Annotated in this window: 13 protein-coding genes, 2 tRNA genes and 3 rRNA genes; 15 read left to right on the top strand and 3 right to left on the bottom strand. The window is 63.6% G+C overall.

The window, feature by feature from the left end:
• Window positions 1-6: 6 nt before the first annotated feature.
• From ccmC to ccmI, 7 genes are read left to right on the top strand one after another with little or no spacing between them, the layout of a single operon-like run.
• Entirely contained in the window at window positions 7-777 is a 771-nt protein-coding gene (ccmC, locus tag ACNQFN_RS21890; protein ID WP_068638581.1) for a heme ABC transporter permease CcmC, read from the top strand.
• Window positions 777-1,013: a heme exporter protein CcmD gene (ccmD, locus tag ACNQFN_RS21885; RefSeq protein ID WP_068638579.1), complete on the top strand. Its 237-nt coding sequence runs from the start codon at window positions 777-779 to the stop codon at window positions 1,011-1,013. The genes ccmC and ccmD overlap by 1 nt, the downstream gene beginning before the upstream one ends.
• Window positions 1,010-1,456 carry a cytochrome c maturation protein CcmE gene (gene ccmE / locus ACNQFN_RS21880; protein ID WP_068638577.1) on the top strand — a complete coding sequence of 149 codons (447 nt, stop codon included), beginning with the start codon at window positions 1,010-1,012 and terminating at the stop codon, window positions 1,454-1,456. Before ccmD ends, ccmE begins: the two co-directional genes overlap by 4 nt.
• 1 nt (window position 1,457) lies before the next feature.
• Entirely contained in the window at window positions 1,458-3,431 is a 1,974-nt protein-coding gene (locus tag ACNQFN_RS21875) for a heme lyase CcmF/NrfE family subunit (RefSeq protein WP_418647549.1), read from the top strand.
• Window positions 3,432-3,450: 19 nt separating this feature from the next.
• Window positions 3,451-4,044 (top strand): DsbE family thiol:disulfide interchange protein, encoded by a 594-nt coding sequence (locus tag ACNQFN_RS21870; RefSeq protein ID WP_068638573.1) that lies wholly within the window; start codon window positions 3,451-3,453, stop codon window positions 4,042-4,044.
• Window position 4,045: 1 nt separating this feature from the next.
• A complete protein-coding gene (locus ACNQFN_RS21865; protein ID WP_068638572.1) occupies window positions 4,046-4,591 on the top strand; it encodes a cytochrome c-type biogenesis protein in 546 nt (181 codons plus the stop codon).
• Window positions 4,588-5,814, top strand: coding sequence for a c-type cytochrome biogenesis protein CcmI (gene ccmI / locus ACNQFN_RS21860; RefSeq protein WP_418647548.1), 1,227 nt, complete (start codon window positions 4,588-4,590; stop codon window positions 5,812-5,814). Before ACNQFN_RS21865 ends, ccmI begins: the two co-directional genes overlap by 4 nt.
• A gap of 42 nt (window positions 5,815-5,856) precedes the next feature.
• Here the strand turns inward: ccmI and alr are convergent, their stop codons facing one another.
• Window positions 5,857-6,918, bottom strand: coding sequence for an alanine racemase (alr, locus tag ACNQFN_RS21855; RefSeq protein ID WP_418647547.1), 1,062 nt, complete (start codon window positions 6,916-6,918; stop codon window positions 5,857-5,859).
• An 82-nt stretch (window positions 6,919-7,000) separates the two neighbouring features.
• Window positions 7,001-8,305, bottom strand: coding sequence for a D-amino acid dehydrogenase (locus ACNQFN_RS21850; RefSeq protein ID WP_418647546.1), 1,305 nt, complete (start codon window positions 8,303-8,305; stop codon window positions 7,001-7,003).
• Between the two features lie 132 nt (window positions 8,306-8,437).
• Here ACNQFN_RS21850 and ACNQFN_RS21845 point away from each other — a divergent pair, with 132 nt between their 5' ends.
• From ACNQFN_RS21845 to rrf, 8 genes are all read left to right on the top strand, one after another.
• On the top strand, window positions 8,438-8,905 hold the full coding sequence (locus tag ACNQFN_RS21845) for a winged helix-turn-helix transcriptional regulator (protein WP_418647545.1): 468 nt from the start codon (window positions 8,438-8,440) through the stop codon (window positions 8,903-8,905).
• 105 nt (window positions 8,906-9,010) lie between these two features.
• Window positions 9,011-10,060 carry an efflux RND transporter periplasmic adaptor subunit gene (locus ACNQFN_RS21840; RefSeq protein WP_418647544.1) on the top strand — a complete coding sequence of 350 codons (1,050 nt, stop codon included), beginning with the start codon at window positions 9,011-9,013 and terminating at the stop codon, window positions 10,058-10,060.
• Entirely contained in the window at window positions 10,057-13,122 is a 3,066-nt protein-coding gene (locus ACNQFN_RS21835; protein WP_418647543.1) for an efflux RND transporter permease subunit, read from the top strand. The genes ACNQFN_RS21840 and ACNQFN_RS21835 overlap by 4 nt, the downstream gene beginning before the upstream one ends.
• Before the next feature lie 444 nt (window positions 13,123-13,566).
• Window positions 13,567-15,102: ribosomal RNA gene (locus ACNQFN_RS21830) — 16S ribosomal RNA — on the top strand.
• A gap of 81 nt (window positions 15,103-15,183) precedes the next feature.
• Window positions 15,184-15,260 (top strand) — tRNA-Ile (locus ACNQFN_RS21825).
• A gap of 41 nt (window positions 15,261-15,301) precedes the next feature.
• Window positions 15,302-15,377: transfer RNA gene (locus tag ACNQFN_RS21820), tRNA-Ala, on the top strand.
• A gap of 250 nt (window positions 15,378-15,627) precedes the next feature.
• Window positions 15,628-18,674: ribosomal RNA gene (locus tag ACNQFN_RS21815) — 23S ribosomal RNA — on the top strand.
• Between the two features lie 114 nt (window positions 18,675-18,788).
• A 5S ribosomal RNA gene (gene rrf, locus ACNQFN_RS21810) occupies window positions 18,789-18,902 on the top strand.
• Together the 16S, 23S and 5S rRNA genes with 2 tRNA genes alongside form the textbook arrangement of a ribosomal RNA operon.
• Before the next feature lie 121 nt (window positions 18,903-19,023).
• Here the strand turns inward: rrf and ACNQFN_RS21805 are convergent.
• On the bottom strand, window positions 19,024-19,227 hold the full coding sequence (locus tag ACNQFN_RS21805) for a heavy-metal-associated domain-containing protein (RefSeq protein ID WP_068635854.1): 204 nt from the start codon (window positions 19,225-19,227) through the stop codon (window positions 19,024-19,026).
• Between the last annotated feature and the right edge of the window lie 275 nt (window positions 19,228-19,502).

The raw sequence follows: 19,502 nt of genomic DNA, 5'->3' as shown, positions 1-19,502 counted from the left end.
CGACGCATGAATTCTCCAGAGCGCAGCCGCAGCCTTTTCCGTTTCGCGGCGCCGCACAACTTCTATCCGCTGGCAGGCCGCCTCGCGCCCTGGTTCGCCACGGCCGCGCTGGTGCTGACCGTGGCCGGGTTGTGGCTCGGCTTCTTCGTCGCGCCCACCGACGCCACCCAGGGCGAGGTCTACCGCGTGATCTTCATCCACGTGCCGGCCGCCTGGATGTCGATGTTCGTCTATCTGGTGATGGCCTTCTGGTCCGCCGTCGGCCTGGTCATGAACACCCGCCTGTCCTTCATCATGAGCCAGGCGCTGGCGCCGACCGGGGCGATGTTCTGTTTCGTCGCGCTGTGGACCGGCGCGCTGTGGGGCAAGCCGACCTGGGGCGCCTACTGGGTGTGGGATGCGCGCCTGACTTCGCAGCTGCTGCTGCTGTTCCTGTACTTCGGCTTCATCGCGCTGACGCGGGCGATCGAGGACCCGCGCCGCGCCGATCGTGCCGGCGCCATCATTGCCCTGGTCGGTGCGGTGAATGTGCCGATCATCTATTTCTCGGTGCAGTGGTGGAACACCCTGCACCAGGGTGCCTCGGTCAGCCTGAACAAGGCGCCGTCGATGGCGACGACCATGCTGCTCGGCATGCTGGTGATGGCGATCGCCGCCTGGATGTACACCATCGCGGTGGTGCTGTGGCGGGCACGGTCGATGATTCTCGAACGCGAACGCCACACCGAGTGGGTGGGCGCGGTGCTCGAGCGCGAAGCGCAAGGGGGGCGTGCCTGATGCAGTGGGAGAGCTGGTCCGCGTTCTGGAACATGGGTGGCGCGGCGTATTTCGTCTGGGGCAGCTACGGTGTCACGTTCGCATTGATGGCGCTGGAACTCGTGCTGGTGCTGCGGCGTCGGAAGGACACCATCACACGGTTGCTGCGCTGGCGGCGCGCCGTCGGCAAGGATTCAGCAAGAGGTTCAGCAAAAGAGGGCGGCACGCCGGTGCCCGCCATGGAGTCGGAAACATGAAAGCCCGTAGCAAACGTCTGATGCTGGTCGGTGGTGGGGTGGCCCTGCTGGTCGCCGCCGTCGCCCTGGTGCTGAGCGCCTTCCAGCAGAATCTGGTGTTCTTCCATACGCCCAGCGAAGTGGCCGAGGGCAAGGCGCCGACCGGCAAGACCTTCCGCGTCGGCGGCATGGTCGAGGAAGGCTCGATCCGGCGCGAGGCCGACGGCCTGACCGTCAGTTTCGCCATCACCGACACCGCCAGGGTGATTCCGGTGAGCTACCGCGGCACGCTGCCCGACCTTTTCAAGGAAGGCAAGGGCGCGGTGGTGCAGGGCAAGCTGGAAGCCGATGGCACCTTCCGCGCCACCGAAGTGCTGGCCAAGCACGACGAGAACTACATGCCGCCGGAAGCGGCGCATGCAGTGGAGCAGGCCGCCAAGGCCGCGGAAACGGTGAGCCAGTGACATGATCCCCGAACTCGGACACTTCGCGCTCGTTCTCGCGCTCGTTCTCGCCCTGGTGCAGGCCATCGTGCCGATGATCGGCGCCAGCCGCAACCGCCTGGCATTGATGGCCGTCGGCCGGCCGGCGGCGCAGGGGCAGTTCTTCTTCATCCTGTTCAGCTACACCTGTTTGACCTGGGCCTTCATTCAGAGCGATTTCTCGGTGCAGCTGGCGGCGGCGAATTCGCACAGCGCCACGCCGCTGATGTACAAGATCACCGGCGTGTGGGGCAACCACGAAGGTTCGCTGCTGCTGTGGGCGATGTCGCTGTCGCTGTGGACGGTCGCCGTCACGGTGTTCTCGCGCAACCTGCCCGATGCCTTCGTCGCCCGCGTGCTGGGCGTGCTGGGCTGGGTCAGCACCGGCTTCCTGTCCTTCCTGCTGGTGACCTCGAACCCCTTCGAGCGCCTGCTGCCGGCGGTGGGCGAGGGCCGCGACCTGAACCCGCTGCTGCAGGATCCGGGCATGATCATCCACCCGCCGCTGCTCTACATGGGCTACGTGGGCTTCTCGGTGGCCTTCGCCTTCGCCATCGCCGCGCTGCTGAGCGGCCGGCTCGATGCCGCCTGGGCGCGCTGGTCGCGGCCGTGGACGACGGTGGCCTGGGTGTTCCTGACCGCCGGCATCGCGATCGGCTCGGGCTGGGCCTATTACGAACTGGGCTGGGGCGGCTGGTGGTTCTGGGACCCGGTCGAGAACGCTTCCTTCATGCCCTGGCTGCTCGGCACCGCGCTGATGCACTCGCTGGCGGTCACCGAGAAGCGCGGCGCCTTCCGCAGCTGGACGGTGCTGCTGGCGATCAGTGCGTTCTCGCTGTCGCTGCTCGGCACCTTCATCGTGCGTTCGGGCGTCATCACCAGCGTGCATGCCTTCGCCACCGATCCGAAGCGCGGCCTGTTCATCCTCGCGCTGCTGGTCATCGTCATCGGCGTGTCGCTGCTGCTGTACGCATGGCGGGCGCCGAGGCTCGGCGGCGGCGGCAGCTTCAGCCTGGTGTCGCGCGAGACCTCGCTGCTGGGCAACAACGTATTGCTGTCGGTGGCCTCGGCTTCGGTGCTGCTGGGCACGATGTATCCGCTGTTCCTCGACGCCCTGGGCATGGGCAAGATCTCGGTCGGGCCGCCGTACTTCGAGTCGGTGTTCATTCCGCTGATGACGCCGGTCGTGGTGCTGATGATGTTCGGCCCCTTCCTGCGCTGGAAGGATGACGACCTGGCCAAGGCGGTGCGCAAGGTGGCGCCTGCCTTCATCGCCAGCGTGCTCATCGGCCTGGGCACGGCCTACGCCGTCGACCACGTCACCTGGCGCACCGTGCTCGGCCTGTCGCTGGCGGCCTGGGTGGTGCTGGCCAGCATCCAGTTGCTGGCGGGGCGTATCACCGAGCGCGCCGGTGCCGCGATGGGCGCACGGCTGCGTTCGATCACCGCCGCGTGGTGGGGTATGTGGCTGGCGCACCTGGGCGTCGGCGTGTTCATCATCGGCGTGACCCTGGTCGGCAGCCTGGAATCGCACGTCGACGTCAGGATGCAGAACGGCCAGCACGCCGAGCTTGCCGGCTACACCTTCACCTTCCGCGGCGTACGGGACGCCGACGGCCCCAACTACGATGCGGCGCGCGCGACCATCGACGTCACCCGCGGCGAGCGCGCGATCGCCACGCTGACGCCGGAGAAGCGGCTGTATCTGGCGCAGGGCATGCCGATGACCGAGGCCTCGATCGACATCGGTCCCTTCCGCGACGTCTATGTGTCGCTCGGCGAACAGCTCGAGGACGGCTCCTGGATCGTCAGCGTGTACTACAAGCCCTTCATCAGCTGGATCTGGCTGGGCTGCATCATGATGGGCCTGGGTGGCGTGTTCGCCGCCGCCGACCGCCGTTATCGCCGCCTCGCCGCACGCGAGGCGACGGTGGCGGCCAACCAGCGCTTCGCCTGAGCGGCGCGGAAGTCTCCCGATGAAAGCAAAATTCCTCGTTCCCCTGATCCTGTTCTTCGCCCTCGCGGGTTTCCTCGCCTTCGGCCTCACGCTGAATCCGCGCGAAGTGCCTTCGCCGCTGATCGACAAGCCAGCACCGGCGTTCAGCCTCGCCCGGCTCGACGACCCTGCCCGGCCCTTTGCGCTGGAGGAAATGAAGGGCCAGGTGTGGCTGCTGAACGTGTGGGCGTCGTGGTGCGTCGCCTGCCGGCAGGAACACCCGGTGCTGGTGCGCATGGCGCAGCAGAAGCTCGTCCCGGTCGTCGGCCTCAACTACAAGGAAGTGCGCGGCGACGGCGCGATCAACGCACGCGGCATGGCGCTGGAAGCCGAGACCGCGCTGGCGATCGAGCGTGCGCAGCGCTGGCTCGACGACCATGGCGACCCCTACGTGCTGTCGGTGCTCGACATAGACGGCCGCGTCGGCATCGACTTCGGCGTGTACGGCGTGCCCGAGACTTTCCTGATCGACGGCGAAGGCCGCATCCGCTACAAGCACATCGGCCCGATCACGCCGGAGAGCCTGCAGCAGGTGATCATGCCCAAGATCGAGGAGGTGCGCCGTGCGGGCTGAAATGTTCGTGAAACCTCTCCGCCGGCTGGCCGTTGCCGTGCTGCTGGCGGCGGCATTGCCCGCCGCCGCGCAGCAGGCTGCGATGCCGCCGCAAAGCGCCGGGCCGGGTGCCGCGCCTACCGTGGCGGCCGATCCGCAGCTCGAAGCCGACGTGATGGAACTGTCGCACAAGCTGCGCTGCCTGGTGTGCCAGAATCAGTCGATCGCCGAATCCAACGCGCCGCTCGCGGTCGATCTGCGCGACCAGGTGCGCGAGCAACTCGCCGCCGGCCACAGCAAGAGCGACGTGGTCGATTATCTGGTGGCCCGCTATGGCGATTTCGTGCTCTACGACCCGCCGTTCAAGGCCACGACCCTGCTGCTGTGGGGCGGTCCGGTACTGCTGCTGGTGGGCGGTGCAGGCTGGCTGGCCTGGCGGCTGCGCCGGCGCCAGGGCGAACTTGCCGCCGTGCATGGCCTGAGCGAGGCCGAGCGCCGCCGTGCCCGCGAACTGCTTGCCGGTGATGCGAAGCAGTCCTCATCTGAATCTCCGGAGTCCCGTTCGTGACCGCCTTCATTCTTCTTGCCGGCCTGCTGGTGGCCGGTGCCCTGCTCTGGATCCTGCCGCCGCTGTTCCGCGCCGGCGGCCGCGCACAGCGCGAACAGGCGGAGCAGAGCCAACTGGTGCTGGCCGTGCTGCGCGAACAACTGGCCGAACTGGATGCCGATCTCGCCGCCGGCCGGATCGATGCCGCCACCCACGCAAAGAGCCGGGAGGAAGTCGAGCGGCGGGCGCTGGAAGAAGGCGAGGCTGCGGCCGAGCGGGCCCAGAGCGCCGACACCCGCGCCGAGCGCAGCTGGGCCGTGGCCCTGGCGCTGAGCGTGCCGGTGCTGGCGGTGGCCGGCTACCTGGCTTTCGGTGAGCCGGAGGGGCTGGATCCTGCCAATGTGGTTGAGCAGCAGGGTTTCTCCAAGGAGCAGATCGCCGACATGGTGGGCAAGCTGGAAGCCCGCCTGCAGCAGGAGCCGGACAACGCCGAAGGCTGGATGATGCTGGCCCGTACCTATACGGTGCTGCAGGACTTCCCGAAGGCGGTCGTGGCCTACGAGAAGCTGTCGAAACTGGAGCCGAACGAGCCGGATGTGTATGCCGACTGGGCCGATGTCGTCGCCGCGACGCAAGGCACGGTGGTGGGCGAGCCCGAAGAGCTGGCGGCGAAGGCACTGGCGATCGCGCCTGCACATCCCAAGGCGCTGGCGTTGGCCGGCACGGCCGCTTACCAGAAAGGCGATTACATGGCTGCCGCCGCGCACTGGGAGAAAATCCTGGAGCAGATTCCGCCGGGCGAGGACGTCGCCCGCGGCGTCCGCGCCAGCGTGAACGAGGCGCGGGCCAAGGCGGGCATGCCGCCGCTGGCCGAAGCTGCAGCCGCGCCGGCGGTGGATGGTGGCCGGCTGTCGCTGTCCGGCCGCCTCGAAGTGGACGCGGCGCTGCTCGATCAGTTGAAGCCGGACGACGTGGTGTTCGTGTTCGCCCGCAACGAAGGCGGCGGTCCGCCGCTGGCGGCGCTGCGCTTCAAGGCTGGCGAACTGCCGCGGGATTTCTCGTTCGACGGCGCGGCGATGATGATGGGCAATGATGGACCGCTGGCCGAGCGGGTCGTCGTCGGTGCCCGCGTTTCCAGGAACGGCAATGCCACCGCGGACAGCGGCGATCTCGAAAGCGCGGCCCTGCCCGTCGCCGCGGATGCCAGCGGAATCATCGTGAAGATCGACCGCGTGCGGCCGTGATGCGATCCGGTGGGCAGCGGCACCTGCCCACCGGCGCGTCTCTCAGTCCTGGTAGCTGAAGCGCACCCGCTTGACGTTGCACAGCAGTTCGTAGGCGATGGTGCCCGCCGCGGTGGCGACGCGGTTGACCGGCACCTGCCGGCCCCACAGTTCCACCCGGCTGCCGATGCCTGCCGCGGGCAGATCGGTGAGATCCACCGTCAGCATGTCCATCGACGCGCGGCCGATCAGGCGGCCCGGCTGGCCGTCGATGGCGACCGGCGTGCCGTCGGGCACGCTGCGCGGATAGCCGTCGGCATAGCCCATCGCCACCAGCCCCACGCGCGTGCGCCTTTCGGCGACGAAACGGCCGCCATAGCCGAGCGCGTCGCCGGCTTCGATCTCGCGTACCGCCATCACCGCGCTTTCCAGCGTCATCACCGGCTGCAGACCGTTGGCTTCGCCGGGCATCGGGTCGGCGCCGTAGAGCAGGATGCCCGGGCGAGCCCAGTCGCGGTGTGCCCGGGGCCAGCCCAGGATGGCTGCGGAGTTGGCCAGGCTGCGGGTGCCGGCCAGGCCCTGGGTGGCGGCTTCGAAGCATTCGAGCTGCTCGGCGGTGGAGACGACCTGCGGCTCGTCGGCGCGGGCGAAGTGCGTCATCAGCGTGATCTCCCGCACCTTGCCGCTCGCCTGCAGCCGTTGCCAGGCAGCGGCGACGTCGGCGCCGACGAAGCCGGCGCGGTTCATGCCGCTGTTGACCTTCAGCCAGATATGCAGCGGCATCGCCAGCGGGGTGGTCTCGATCATGCGCAGCTGGGCTTCGTGGTGGACCACCACCCATAGTTCGTGGCGAACGGCATCCGCCAGTTCGAGCGCATCGAACACGCCTTCCAGCAACAGGATCGGGGCGGTGATGCCGGCTGCGCGCAGCTCCAGCGCCTCGTCGAGGAAGGCCACCGCGAAGCCGTCGGCTTCTCCTGCCAGTGCGCGGGCACAGCGCACTGCGCCATGGCCGTAGGCATTGGCCTTGACCACGGCGAGCGCCGATGCGCCATGGCGCGTGCGGGCGAGACGGTAGTTGTGGCGCAGAGCGGCGAGATCGATCAGGGCGCGGGCGGGGCGCATCGTTTCAATCCAGTGGAGGCGGGGCGCACATGGTGCGCCCAACTGCAGCGCGCCGCAATGCGGATGGTCTGCGATGCCTGCCTCAGGCCGGCGACAGGCTCAGGCCTTGTGCGCGTCGTACGGCTTCGCGGCCATAGCGGCGCAGGCCGAGGTCGTCATGGCGGATTGCAGGCTGCCGGCTGGTGATCAAGTCGGCGAGGAGCGCGCCGGCACCGCAGGACATCGTCCACCCCAGGGTGCCGTGGCCGGTGTTGATGAACAGCTCGGGGTAGGGCGTGGCGCCGATGATCGGGGTCGAGTCCGGCGTCATCGGCCGCAGGCCGGTCCAGAACTGCGCGCTGGCGATGTCGCCACCGTGCGGGAACAGGTCGGTCACCACTTTTTCGAGCGTTTCGCGGCGGCGCGGATTCAGGCGCAGGTCGAAACCGCCGAGCTCGGCCATGCCGCCGACGCGGATGCGCTCGTCGAAGCGCGTCACCGCGACCTTGTAGGTTTCATCGAGCACGGTCGATCGTGGGGCTGCGTCGGGGTCGGCCAAGGGTAGGGTCAGGGAGTAGCCCTTGACCGGATAGACCGGCAGATCCAGGCCCAGGCCGGCCGCCATCTGGCGCGAATAACTGCCCAGTGCGAGCACGTAGCGGTCTGCCGCCAGAACCTGGCCGTGCGCGCCGATGCGCACGCCGATCACGCCGCCGCCACCGGTCAGGATTTCGCGGATATCGACGCCGAAGCGGAATTCCACGCCGGCCTTTTGCGCCATGTCGGCAAGCCGGGCGGTGAATAGATGGCAGTCACCGGTTTCGTCGTTCGGCAGCCGCAAACCGCCTGCGAGCGGACTGCGGCTGCGGGCGAGCGCCGGTTCTGCGCCGATGAGCTCCGCGGCGCTCAGCAGCTCGAAAGGCACGCCGCATTCCTGCAGCACGGCAATGTCGCGCTGGGCTGCGTCCAGTTGAGCCTGGCTGCGGAACAACTGCAGGGTGCCGAGGCTGCGTTCCTCGTAGTGGAGGCCGGTTTCGCTGCGCAGTGTGCGCAGGCAGTCGCGAGCGTACTCGGACAGCCTCATCATGCGTTCCTTGTTGAGCGCATAGCGGTCCGCGCTGCAATTGGCCAGCATCTGCAGCATCCAGCGCAACTGGAACAGGCTGCCGTCGGCACGGATGGCGAGCGGGGCGTGGCGCTGGAACAGCCATTTGAGCGCCTTCAGCGGAATGCCGGGCGCCGCCCAGGGCGTCGAGTAGCCGGGCGATACCTGGCCGGCGTTGGCGAAGCTGGTTTCGAGCGCGGCGCCGGGCTGGCGTTCCAGCACGGTCACGCGTACCCCGCGCTGGGCGAGATACCACGCCGTGGTGGTGCCGATGACGCCGCTTCCGAGTACGATCACATGCATGGCTGGCTCCTGCCCGATTGCCGTTGGATGTATGCAGTCTAGGCAAGTTTAAGCAGTGTTTTTCACTTATAAACAAGTGATGAATGGTGGAATCAATCGTTCATCCAGCTGTTTTTCGGCGAGGGCAGCGAAATGCGCGAGCTCGATCGTGTGGACCGGAAGATCATCGATCTATTGCAGAAGGAAGGGCGGCTGTCGATGACCGAGCTGGCCCAGCGCGTCGGCCTGTCGGCGACACCGTGCACCGAACGTGTGCGCCGTCTCGAGCGCGAAGGCGTCATCACCGGCTATCACGCCCGTATCGATCCGCGCGCCCTCGGCAGGCCCTTGCTGGTGTTCGTCGAACTGAAGCTGTCGGCGAAGTCGAACGACACTTTCGACCGCGTGAAGAAGCAACTGGCCTATGTGCCGGAGGTGATGGAATGCCATCTGGTGTCGGGTGATTTCGACTACCTGATCAAGGCGCGTATCGCCGAAATGAGCGACTATCGCCGCCTGCTCGGCAACATCCTGCTCAAGCTGCCGTCGGCGGCCGAGTCGCGCAGCTACGTGGTGATGGAAGAGGTGAAGGAAAGCCTTTATCTGCCGCCCGAGCCGTGAGCGGGGTGGAAAGCTGTATCAGAGAAGGATAATGTTTCCCTTCCCAGGGGAAGGGCGGCCCTGGGTCGATGTGATCGGACGATTCGCCCCGGATACGGAACTGCCATGCGCTGCTCGACGTTTTTGTTCTTCCTTGGTGTATTGGTGCTGCCTGCCTGTGACCAGGCGCCCTTGCCAGAGGCAGAGAAGGCGCCGCCCTTCGTCAGGACGGCGCGAGTGGGGGCGGCGGCCGCGGCCGATCTCGGTCTGTCCGGCACGGTGCGGGCACGGGTGGAGTCGCCGCTGGCTTTCCAGGTCGGCGGGCGCATCGTCCGCCGTGCGGTCGATGCGGGCGAGCAGGTTACGGCCGGACAGCTGCTGTTTCAGCTCGATACCCATGATCTCGAACAAGGCGTACGCGCGGCGGAAGCCGATCTGGCGGCGGCCGAGACGGCGCTGACCACGGCTGTTGCCGATCTGGCGCGTGCAAGGCAGCTGAGGGAGCGCAGCTTCACCAGCGAGCAGGCCACCGAGCGTTTCGAACTGGCCCGGCGCGAAGCGCAGACACGGCGGGAGGCGGCTGCAGCACGCCTGGTGCAGGCGCGCAACGCCCTGGGTTATGCCCGCTTGCAGGCGCCGGCGGCGGGTGTGCTGGTCGATGTGGCTGGCGAGCCCGGCCAGGTCGTCGGCGTCGGCCAGCGCGTGGCACTGCTGGCGCAGGCAGGCGAACGGGAGCTCGAAGTGCATTTTCCGGCAGGCGTGGCGCCGCCGGCTGAAGGCCTTGCCCTGCTGGACGGGGACATGAGCTTGCCGCTGGTCCTGCGTGAAACGGCCGGCGCGGTCGAACCCCAGGGCCGCACGCTGCGGGCGCGTTACACGGTGCTGGGCGCGCGAAATGAGTTGGTGCTGGGCGCCGTGCTGCGTGCGCGCTTCCATGTCGAACAGCAGACCGAAGGCGGCTTCGTCGTGCCGCTCGCGGCGCTCAACGAGCGTGGCGAAGGCGCGCGCGTCTGGCGCGTGCGCGACGGCATCGTCGAAGCCGTGCCGGTCGATGTGCAGCGCATCGACGGCGAGCTGGCGCAGGTGCGTGGTGTGCTGGCGACGGGCGATTCCGTGGTGGCGCTGGGCACCCATCTGTTGACCGAAGGCATGAAGGTGCGGGAGCTGGCGCGATGAGCTTCCCCAACCTGTCCGCGCTCGCCGTGCGCGAGCGCTCGGTCACGCTGTTCTTTCTCATCCTGGCTGTGCTGGCGGGGGTCTATGCCTTCCTGTCGCTGGGGCGCGCCGAGGACCCGGCGTTCACCATGCGGGTGCTGGTGGTCAATGCGGTCTGGCCCGGCGCCACGCCGCAGGAGATGCAGGAGCAGGTGGTCGACCGGCTGGAAAAGCGCATCCAGGAGGTCGAGAACATCTATCGCATCATCACCACGGTGCGCCCGGGCATGGCCAACCTGCAGGTCGAGTTCCACGACTACACGCCGGCCGCGCAGGTGCCCGATCTCAAGTACGAAGTGCGCAAGCGCATGCAGGATGAGGCGGCCCGGCTGCCCGCGGGCGCCATCGGGCCGATCGTCAACGAGGATTTCGCCGACACCTATTTCAGCCTGATCGCCCTGACTGCGCCCGGCATGCCGATGCGCGAACTGACGCGGGAGGCCGAGGCGATCCGCGACCGCCTGCAGCACGTGCCCGGGGTGCACAAGGCGCTGGTGCTGGGCGAGCGTGCCGAGCGTGTGTTCCTCGAGTTCGACAATGCGATGCTGGCCAATCTGGGCCTGTCGCCACAAGCGGTATTCGATGCCATCTCGGCCCACAACCGGCTACTGCCGGCGGGCAGCATGGAGACCGAGGGGCCGCGCCTGAATCTTCGGCTCGATGCGGATCTGTCCGATCCGGCGCAGCTTGCCGCCGTGCCGCTGCGGGTGGGCGATCGGGTGTTCCGGCTCGGCGACATCGCCAGCGTGCAGCGCGGCTACGAGGACCCACCGAGCTATCTGGTGCGCTCGCGGGGCGAGGATGCGCTGTTGCTCGGCACGGTCATGAACAAGGGTGAGAACGGCCTGGTGCTGGGCAGGCATCTCGCCGAATTCATCGAAGCCGAACGTGCGCGCCTGCCTTTGGGGCTGTCGCTGGAGGTGCTGACCAACCAGTCGGAAGCCATCGCCAGCGCGGTCAATCTGTTCCAGCTCAAGTTCCTGGTGGCGGTGGTCGTGGTCGTGGCCGTCAGCATGCTGGCCATCGGCTGGCGCGCAGGGCTGGTGGTCGGGATCGCGGTGCCGGTGACGCTGGGCATCACCTTCCTGATCATGAAGCTGATGGGCATCAATCTGGATCGGGTTTCGCTCGGTGCCTTGATCATCGGCCTGGGCCTGCTCGTGGACGATGCGATCATCGCCGTCGAAATGATGCTGGTGAAGATGGAGCAGGGCTGGAGCCGCATGCATGCGGCTGCGCATGCCTGGAACGTGACCGCGGCGCCGATGTTGTTCGGCACCCTGGTCACGGTGGCGGGCTTTCTGCCGATCGGCTTCGCGCGCTCGTCGGTGGGCGAATACGCCGGCAACATCTTCTGGGTGCTGGCGGTGTCCTTGCTGGTGTCGTGGCTGGTGGCGGTGGTGTTCGCGCCTTATCTGGGCGTGAAGATGCTGCCCGAGGTGGCGCACGAGCACCCGCATGGCGATGCGAACGTATACCAGACGCCGATGTTCCGGCGCTTGCGCCGCCTCATCGCCTGGTGCGTCAACTGGCGCAGGACGGTGGTGTTCACGACCGTCCTGCTGCTTGCGGCGGCGGTCGTCGGCATGATCACGCTCGTGCAGAAGCAGTTCTTTCCCAGTTCGGATCGGCCCGAGGTGCTGGTGAGCGTCTATCTGCCGCAAGGCAGCAGCATCGGCAACACCGATGCGACGGTGCGCAAGCTGGAAGCGATCCTGGCGCCGATGCCCGAAGTGCGAACGCTGTCGAGCTACATCGGTGGCGGGGCACCGCGCTTCTTTCTGTCTGCCAACCCCGAGCCGCAGGATCCGGCCTTTGCCAAGATCATCGCGGTGACGCAAGGCGTCGAGGCGCGGACCCGGGTGATGGCCGAACTGCAGCAGCGTATCGAAGAAGGCGAGTTCCCCGAGGCGCGCGTGCGGGTGTCCCGCCTGCTGTTCGGTCCGCCGGTGGTCTGGCCGGTGGCGTTCCGCGTGGTCGGGCCGGAGGCGCAGGCGTTGCGCCGCATCGCCCATCAAGTACGCGAAGTCATGGCGTCCAACCCGCACGTGGTCGATCCGCATCTGGAATGGGATGAAAGAGTCCCGGTGCTGCACCTCGCCATGGACCAAGCGAGGTTGAGGCTGCTCGGCCTGACGCCGCAGGACGTCTCGCAGCAACTGCAGTTCCAGCTCGATGGCCTGCGCGTGACCCAGGTCCGCCAGGACGTGCGCACGGTGGATGTCGTTGCGCGCGGCGCCAGCGGCGGACAGCGGCTCGATGCTAATAGCCTGCAGGCACTCGAGATCCTCACGCCCGATGGGCGCAAGCTGCCTGCCGGGCAGCTGGGCAGCATCGAAGTCCGGTTCGAGGAGCCGGTGATCAAGCGCTACAACCGCGAGTTCGAGCTGACGGTGCAGGCCGAAATCGAGGGCGCGCAGCCGAACGATGTCACCGAGGCATTGTGGAAATCACTGGCGCCGCTGCGCGCCGAACTGCCGCAGGGCTATCGGCTGGATATTTCCGGTGCGGTCGAGCAGTCGGGCAAGGCCAATGCGTCCATCCAGAAGCTGCAGCCGGTGATGGTGGCCTTCATGCTGGTCTTCATCATGCTGCAGATGAGATCCTTTTCCGGCACTTTCATCGTTGTCGCCACTGCGCCGCTGGGCCTGATCGGCGCGGTGCTGGCGCTGCTGCTGTTCAACCAGCCCTTCGGCTTCGTCGCCCTGCTCGGCCTGACCGGGCTGGCCGGCATCCTGATGCGCAACACCCTGATCCTCACCCAGCAGGTTGCCGACAATCTGGAGGCAGGCATGGAAGCGTTCGACAGCGTCGTCGAGGCCGCGGTGCAGCGGGCCCGGCCGGTCATCCTCACCGCGCTGGCGGCAGCCTTCGCCTTCATTCCGCTGACGCTGGACACCTTCTGGGGTCCGCTGGCCTATGTGCTGATCGGCGGAGTGGCGGTGGGAACAGCGATCACGCTGTTGTTCGTGCCGTCGCTTTACGCGCTGTGGTTCAGGCTGGCGGTGGTGTCTGCGGCGTAGTGGCGGCGTGACGGGCCTGCGTGCCTGGGGGGCGGGCGAGCGGATTGCTTGTTCATGGATTGGTGTGTTTTCTGTTTCATGGGCTGATCAGTATTTCTGTTGAAGTTTTGCCTTGACGGTTTATTTTTGTTGTCTATAATGCCGATCTTTCTCGCGGCGCCGGTGGTTGTTTGGCGGGTGCGGCGGGGTTTGCGGCGGTATTGGGGGTGAGGTTTTTCCGGCGTTTTCCGTGATTGTGTTTTTTGGGAAGCGGTTCGGGAGGTTGACAAGGTTTTGTTTGTTGATCATAATTTCGCTTCTGTGCTGACGGCACGAATCTTTAACAACTTGAACAACCGATAAGTGTGGGTGCTTGGTGGTTGTGGTCCAGTGGCGTTGTGCCACGGTTTCACAATGATTGGGTGCTCATACTGCAAGTCAGTATTTTGAGTACTTTGTAGGATTGAACTTAAGAGTTTGATCCTGGCTCAGATTGAACGCTGGCGGCATGCTTTACACATGCAAGTCGAACGGCAGCGCGGGCTTCGGCCTGGCGGCGAGTGGCGAACGGGTGAGTAATGCATCGGAACGTACCCAGTCGTGGGGGATAACACATCGAAAGATGTGCTAATACCGCATACGTCCTGAGGGAGAAAGCGGGGGACCTTCGGGCCTCGCGCGATTGGAGCGGCCGATGTCAGATTAGCTAGTAGGTGGGGTAAAGGCCCACCTAGGCGACGATCTGTAGCGGGTCTGAGAGGATGATCCGCCACACTGGGACTGAGACACGGCCCAGACTCCTACGGGAGGCAGCAGTGGGGAATTTTGGACAATGGGGGCAACCCTGATCCAGCCATGCCGCGTGAGTGAAGAAGGCCTTCGGGTTGTAAAGCTCTTTCGGCCGGGAAGAAATCGCATTCTCTAACATAGGATGTGGATGACGGTACCGGACTAAGAAGCACCGGCTAACTACGTGCCAGCAGCCGCGGTAATACGTAGGGTGCGAGCGTTAATCGGAATTACTGGGCGTAAAGCGTGCGCAGGCGGTTTGCCAAGACAGGCGTGAAATCCCCGGGCTTAACCTGGGAACTGCGCTTGTGACTGGCAGGCTAGAGTACGGCAGAGGGGGGTGGAATTCCACGTGTAGCAGTGAAATGCGTAGAGATGTGGAGGAACACCGATGGCGAAGGCAGCCCCCTGGGCCTGTACTGACGCTCATGCACGAAAGCGTGGGGAGCAAACAGGATTAGATACCCTGGTAGTCCACGCCCTAAACGATGTCGACTAGTCGTTCGGAGCAGCAATGCACTGAGTGACGCAGCTAACGCGTGAAGTCGACCGCCTGGGGAGTACGGCCGCAAGGTTAAAACTCAAAGGAATTGACGGGGACCCGCACAAGCGGTGGATGATGTGGATTAATTCGATGCAACGCGAAAAACCTTACCTACCCTTGACATGCCAGGAAGCTTGCTGAGAGGCGAGCGTGCCTTCGGGAGCCTGGACACAGGTGCTGCATGGCTGTCGTCAGCTCGTGTCGTGAGATGTTGGGTTAAGTCCCGCAACGAGCGCAACCCTTGTCACTAGTTGCCATCATTTGGTTGGGCACTCTAGTGAGACTGCCGGTGACAAACCGGAGGAAGGTGGGGATGACGTCAAGTCCTCATGGCCCTTATGGGTAGGGCTTCACACGTCATACAATGGTCGGTACAGAGGGTTGCCAAGCCGCGAGGTGGAGCCAATCCCAAAAAGCCGATCGTAGTCCGGATCGTAGTCTGCAACTCGACTACGTGAAGTCGGAATCGCTAGTAATCGCAGATCAGCATGCTGCGGTGAATACGTTCCCGGGTCTTGTACACACCGCCCGTCACACCATGGGAGTGGGTTTCACCAGAAGTAGGTAGCTTAACCTTCGGGAGGGCGCTTACCACGGTGAGATTCATGACTGGGGTGAAGTCGTAACAAGGTAGCCGTATCGGAAGGTGCGGCTGGATCACCTCCTTTCAAGAGAAGAGGGCCGCAGCGGCCAAGTATCCACAACTTATCGGTTGTTCAGGCGAAGAGCCTCGAAGGTGCATGAGAAGAGGGTCTGTAGCTCAGCTGGTTAGAGCACCGTCTTGATAAGGCGGGGGTCGTTGGTTCGAACCCAACCAGACCCACCAGGATGTCAGGGTTGCTTGATGGCTTGGTTGATGAAGACAAGGGGGCTGTAGCTCAGCTGGGAGAGCGGCGGCTTTGCAAGCCGTAGGTCGTCGGTTCGATCCCGACCAGCTCCACCAGGTCATGCGTGTTTCGGGAAGTCAGAGATGGGGTTTGGGCTCAGGTCTCATCTCTGACTTCTTGATCGGCGAGAAGCCGGTTTGAGGTTTGCTCTTTAACAAAGTGGAAGAAGTGCAGTGCGTACTGTAGCCGGTGCGTACTGCAGTTGTGTGATTGCATTGGTTCAGGCTGCGTTGTCAGCACAGTCTGGACCGCACAAACGAGTTCGACCTGTGACGGGGTGCTTCTTTGGAGGCACCAAGGTTATAGGATCAAGCGACTAAGTGCATGTGGTGGATGCCTTGGCGATCACAGGCGATGAAGGACGTGTAAGCCTGCGAAAAGCGTGGGGGAGCTGGCAATAGAGCTTTGATCCCACGATGTCCGAATGGGGAAACCCGGCCCGCAAGGGTCATCCCTGGCTCAATACATAGGCCAGAGGAGGCGAACGCGGCGAACTGAAACATCTAAGTAGCCGCAGGAACAGAAATCAACCGAGATTCCGCAAGTAGTGGCGAGCGAACGCGGAGTAGCCTGCACGACTAAACCATCAGCTCAGCAAAACGGTCTGGAAAGTCCGACGATACAGGGTGATAGTCCCGTATGCGAAAAGCCGGTGGCGGGTCTGAGCGTGCGACAAGTAGGGCGGGACACGAGAAATCCTGTCTGAAGATGGGGGGACCATCCTCCAAGGCTAAATACTCGTGATCGACCGATAGTGAACCAGTACCGTGAGGGAAAGGCGAAAAGAACCCCGGGAGGGGAGTGAAATAGATCCTGAAACCGCATGCATACAAACAGTGGGAGCCCCTGCACAATGGGCTTTCGGTTCTTTCGAGGCGCGCGCAGCGCGACTCAAAAGAACTCAAAGATGAAATAGATCCTGATGAGTTCATCAGTGTAGAAGGTGACTTCGGCTCGCGTAGCGAGACGAAAGGCGCCCCTGCACGATGGACTCGTCGAGAGTCCATCGTGCAGGGGTGACTGCGTACCTTTTGTATAATGGGTCAGCGACTTACGTTCAGTAGCGAGCTTAACCGAATAGGGGAGGCGTAGCGAAAGCGAGTCTGATAAGGGCGTCGTAGTTGCTGGGCGTAGACCCGAAACCGGATGATCTATCCATGGCCAGGATGAAGGTGCGGTAACACGCACTGGAGGTCCGAACCCACTAACGTTGAAAAGTTAGGGGATGAGCTGTGGATAGGGGTGAAAGGCTAAACAAATCCGGAAATAGCTGGTTCTCCCCGAAAACTATTTAGGTAGTGCGTCGTACGGACACTTGCGGGGGTAGAGCACTGTAATCGTTGGGGGGGTCACTGCGATCTACCCCGCGATAGCAAACTCCGAATACCGCAAAGTGATATACGGCAGACAGACATCGGGTGCTAACGTCCGGTGTCAAGAGGGAAACAACCCAGACCGCCAGCTAAGGTCCCAAATGCATGGCTAAGTGGCAAACGAGGTGGGAAGGCATAGACAGCTAGGAGGTTGGCTTAGAAGCAGCCACCCTTTAAAGAAAGCGTAATAGCTCACTAGTCGAGTCGTCCTGCGCGGAAGATGTAACGGGGCTCAAGCCATGAACCGAAGCTGCGGATGTGTCTTTGACACGTGGTAGGGGAGCGTTCCGTAGGCCTGCGAAGGTGTCTCGTAAGGGATGCTGGAGGTATCGGAAGTGCGAATGCTGACATGAGTAGCGATAAAGGGTGTGAAAAGCACCCTCGCCGTAAGCCCAAGGTTTCCTGCGCAACGTTCATCGGCGCAGGGTGAGTCGGCCCCTAAGGCGAGGCAGAAATGCGTAGTCGATGGGAAACGGGTCAATATTCCCGTACCGGTTCTAGATGCGATGGGGGGACGGAGAAGGTTAGGTTGGCCATCTGTTGGAATAGGTGGTTCAAGCGTGTAGGCGTGCCCGGTAGGCAAATCCGCCGGGCTGAGCTCAGGCGTGATAACGAGGCTCTTAGGAGCCGAAGCAACTGATACCCTGCTTCCAGGAAAAGCCTCTAAGCTTCAGTCTAGAATCGACCGTACCGCAAACCGACACAGGTGGGCTGGTAGAGAATACCCAGGCGCTTGAGAGAACTCAGGAGAAGGAACTCGGCAAATTGATACCGTAACTTCGGGAGAAGGTATGCCCCGTTAGCTTGTAGGAGCACATCCGAAGGGCGAAGGGGCCGCAGAGAATCGGTGGCTGCGACTGTTTATTAAAAACACAGCACTGTGCAAACACGAAAGTGGACGTATACGGTGTGACGCCTGCCCGGTGCCGGAAGGTTAAGTGATGGGGTGCAAGCTCTTGATCGAAGCCCCGGTAAACGGCGGCCGTAACTATAACGGTCCTAAGGTAGCGAAATTCCTTGTCGGGTAAGTTCCGACCTGCACGAATGGCGTAACGATGGCCACACTGTCTCCTCCTGAGACTCAGCGAAGTTGAAATGTTTGTGAAGATGCAATCTCCCCGCGGCTAGACGGAAAGACCCCATGAACCTTTACTGTAGCTTTGCATTGGACTTTGACGGGACTTGTGTAGGATAGGTGGGAGGCTATGAAACCGGGACGCCAGTTCCGGTGGAGCCATCCTTGAAATACCACCCTGGTGTCGTCGAGGTTCTAACCCAGGCCTGTGAATCCAGGTCGGGGACCGTGCATGGTGGGCAGTTTGACTGGGGCGGTCTCCTCCCAAAAGGTAACGGAGGAGTACGAAGGTCACCTAGGTACGGTCGGACATCGTACTGATAGTGCAATGGCAAAAGGTGGCTTGACTGCGAGACCCACACGTCGAGCAGGTGCGAAAGCAGGTCATAGTGATCCGGTGGTTCTGTATGGAAGGGCCATCGCTCAACGGATAAAAGGTACTCTGGGGATAACAGGCTGATTCCGCCCAAGAGTTCACATCGACGGCGGAGTTTGGCACCTCGATGTCGGCTCATCACATCCTGGGGCTGTAGTCGGTCCCAAGGGTATGGCTGTTCGCCATTTAAAGTGGTACGTGAGCTGGGTTTAAAACGTCGTGAGACAGTTTGGTCCCTATCTGCCGTGGGCGCTGGAAGTTTGAGAGGGCCTGCTCCTAGTACGAGAGGACCGGAGTGGACGCACCCCTGGTGTACCGGTTGTGACGCCAGTCGCATCGCCGGGTAGCTATGTGCGGAAGAGATAACCGCTGAAAGCATCTAAGCGGGAAACTCGCCTCAAGATGAGACTTCCCCGGGGCCCCGAGCCCCCTGAAGGGTCGTTGAAGACCACAACGTTGATAGGTCGGGTGTGGAAGCGTGGCAACACGTTGAGCTAACCGATACTAATTGCCCGTGTGGCTTGATCCTATAACCTTGAATGCACACTAGAACTCGTTGCACATCACACAACTCACACGCACTTCTTCTCACTTTGGCCCGCGCTCACGCTGCCCGACAGCACGCGCAGGCAACAAGTCACAGTCTGACGACCAGAGCTTTGTGGAACCACCCCTGCCCATCCCGAACAGGACCGTGAAACGCAAACGCGCCGATGATAGTGAGGCACGCCCTCGTGAAAGTAGGTCATCGTCAGACTAATCCATGCGCAACAACGCCCGAGAACTCAACAGTCTCTCGGGCGTTCGTGCGTGGACCCGCGATCAAACGGGGCCACGCACATGGATCAGCATCTTCTGCACGGGTGTCGCCGGGCGGCTCAGCGGACCCCGAAACCTGCGTCCTCGATTGCTTGGTAGATGTCTGCCGACGAAACGAAATCGCCATGTTCGATCGTTGCTTCGCCGGTTTCGAACAGGATTTCCAGATAACCGATGCCTGGAAGATCCTGGATGGCGTTGGTGACCAGGCGCAGGCATTGCTCGTCCTGCATGCCGCTGATGATCAGAGTGGTCGTTTGCATGGAAAATGCCCCGCTTGAGTATCCGATGAGCGGTCGTGCGATGTTTGCCGACCAGACCGTAAGGCCCGATGATACTGGAGGCGATATGGGGGAGCGGAAAAAGATGTCCATGTTGTGGGAGGCCGGGAAACACCGGCTCGTACAGAGAGCGTTTATCCTGAAAGCCTGGAGCCAGGCGCGGATGCCGGCATGAGAATCGGCACTGTACGCAAACCGATTCGAACACCCCTTCTCCCGATCCCACGAACTACCGATGACCTTTCCTGATTATTCTT

The organism is Thauera butanivorans, assembly GCF_048398245.1.
Taxonomy (GTDB): domain Bacteria; phylum Pseudomonadota; class Gammaproteobacteria; order Burkholderiales; family Rhodocyclaceae; genus Thauera; species Thauera butanivorans.
Note: the sequence above shows the minus strand (reverse complement) of the source record. Positions and strands in the feature narration are given on the sequence as shown.

Coding starts and splice junctions, on each gene's coding strand:
- ACNQFN_RS21865 (WP_068638572.1), top strand. CDS start 4,046: ATGTTCGTGAAACCTCTCCGCCGGCTGGCCGTTGCCGTGCTGCTGGCG.
- ACNQFN_RS21835 (WP_418647543.1), top strand. CDS start 10,057: ATGAGCTTCCCCAACCTGTCCGCGCTCGCCGTGCGCGAGCGCTCGGTC.
- ACNQFN_RS21805 (WP_068635854.1), bottom strand. CDS start 19,227: ATGCAAACGACCACTCTGATCATCAGCGGCATGCAGGACGAGCAATGC.
- alr (WP_418647547.1), bottom strand. CDS start 6,918: ATGCGCCCCGCCCGCGCCCTGATCGATCTCGCCGCTCTGCGCCACAAC.
- ACNQFN_RS21875 (WP_418647549.1), top strand. CDS start 1,458: ATGATCCCCGAACTCGGACACTTCGCGCTCGTTCTCGCGCTCGTTCTC.
- ccmE (WP_068638577.1), top strand. CDS start 1,010: ATGAAAGCCCGTAGCAAACGTCTGATGCTGGTCGGTGGTGGGGTGGCC.
- ACNQFN_RS21850 (WP_418647546.1), bottom strand. CDS start 8,305: ATGCATGTGATCGTACTCGGAAGCGGCGTCATCGGCACCACCACGGCG.
- ACNQFN_RS21870 (WP_068638573.1), top strand. CDS start 3,451: ATGAAAGCAAAATTCCTCGTTCCCCTGATCCTGTTCTTCGCCCTCGCG.
- ccmC (WP_068638581.1), top strand. CDS start 7: ATGAATTCTCCAGAGCGCAGCCGCAGCCTTTTCCGTTTCGCGGCGCCG.
- ACNQFN_RS21845 (WP_418647545.1), top strand. CDS start 8,438: ATGCGCGAGCTCGATCGTGTGGACCGGAAGATCATCGATCTATTGCAG.
- ACNQFN_RS21840 (WP_418647544.1), top strand. CDS start 9,011: ATGCGCTGCTCGACGTTTTTGTTCTTCCTTGGTGTATTGGTGCTGCCT.
- ccmD (WP_068638579.1), top strand. CDS start 777: ATGCAGTGGGAGAGCTGGTCCGCGTTCTGGAACATGGGTGGCGCGGCG.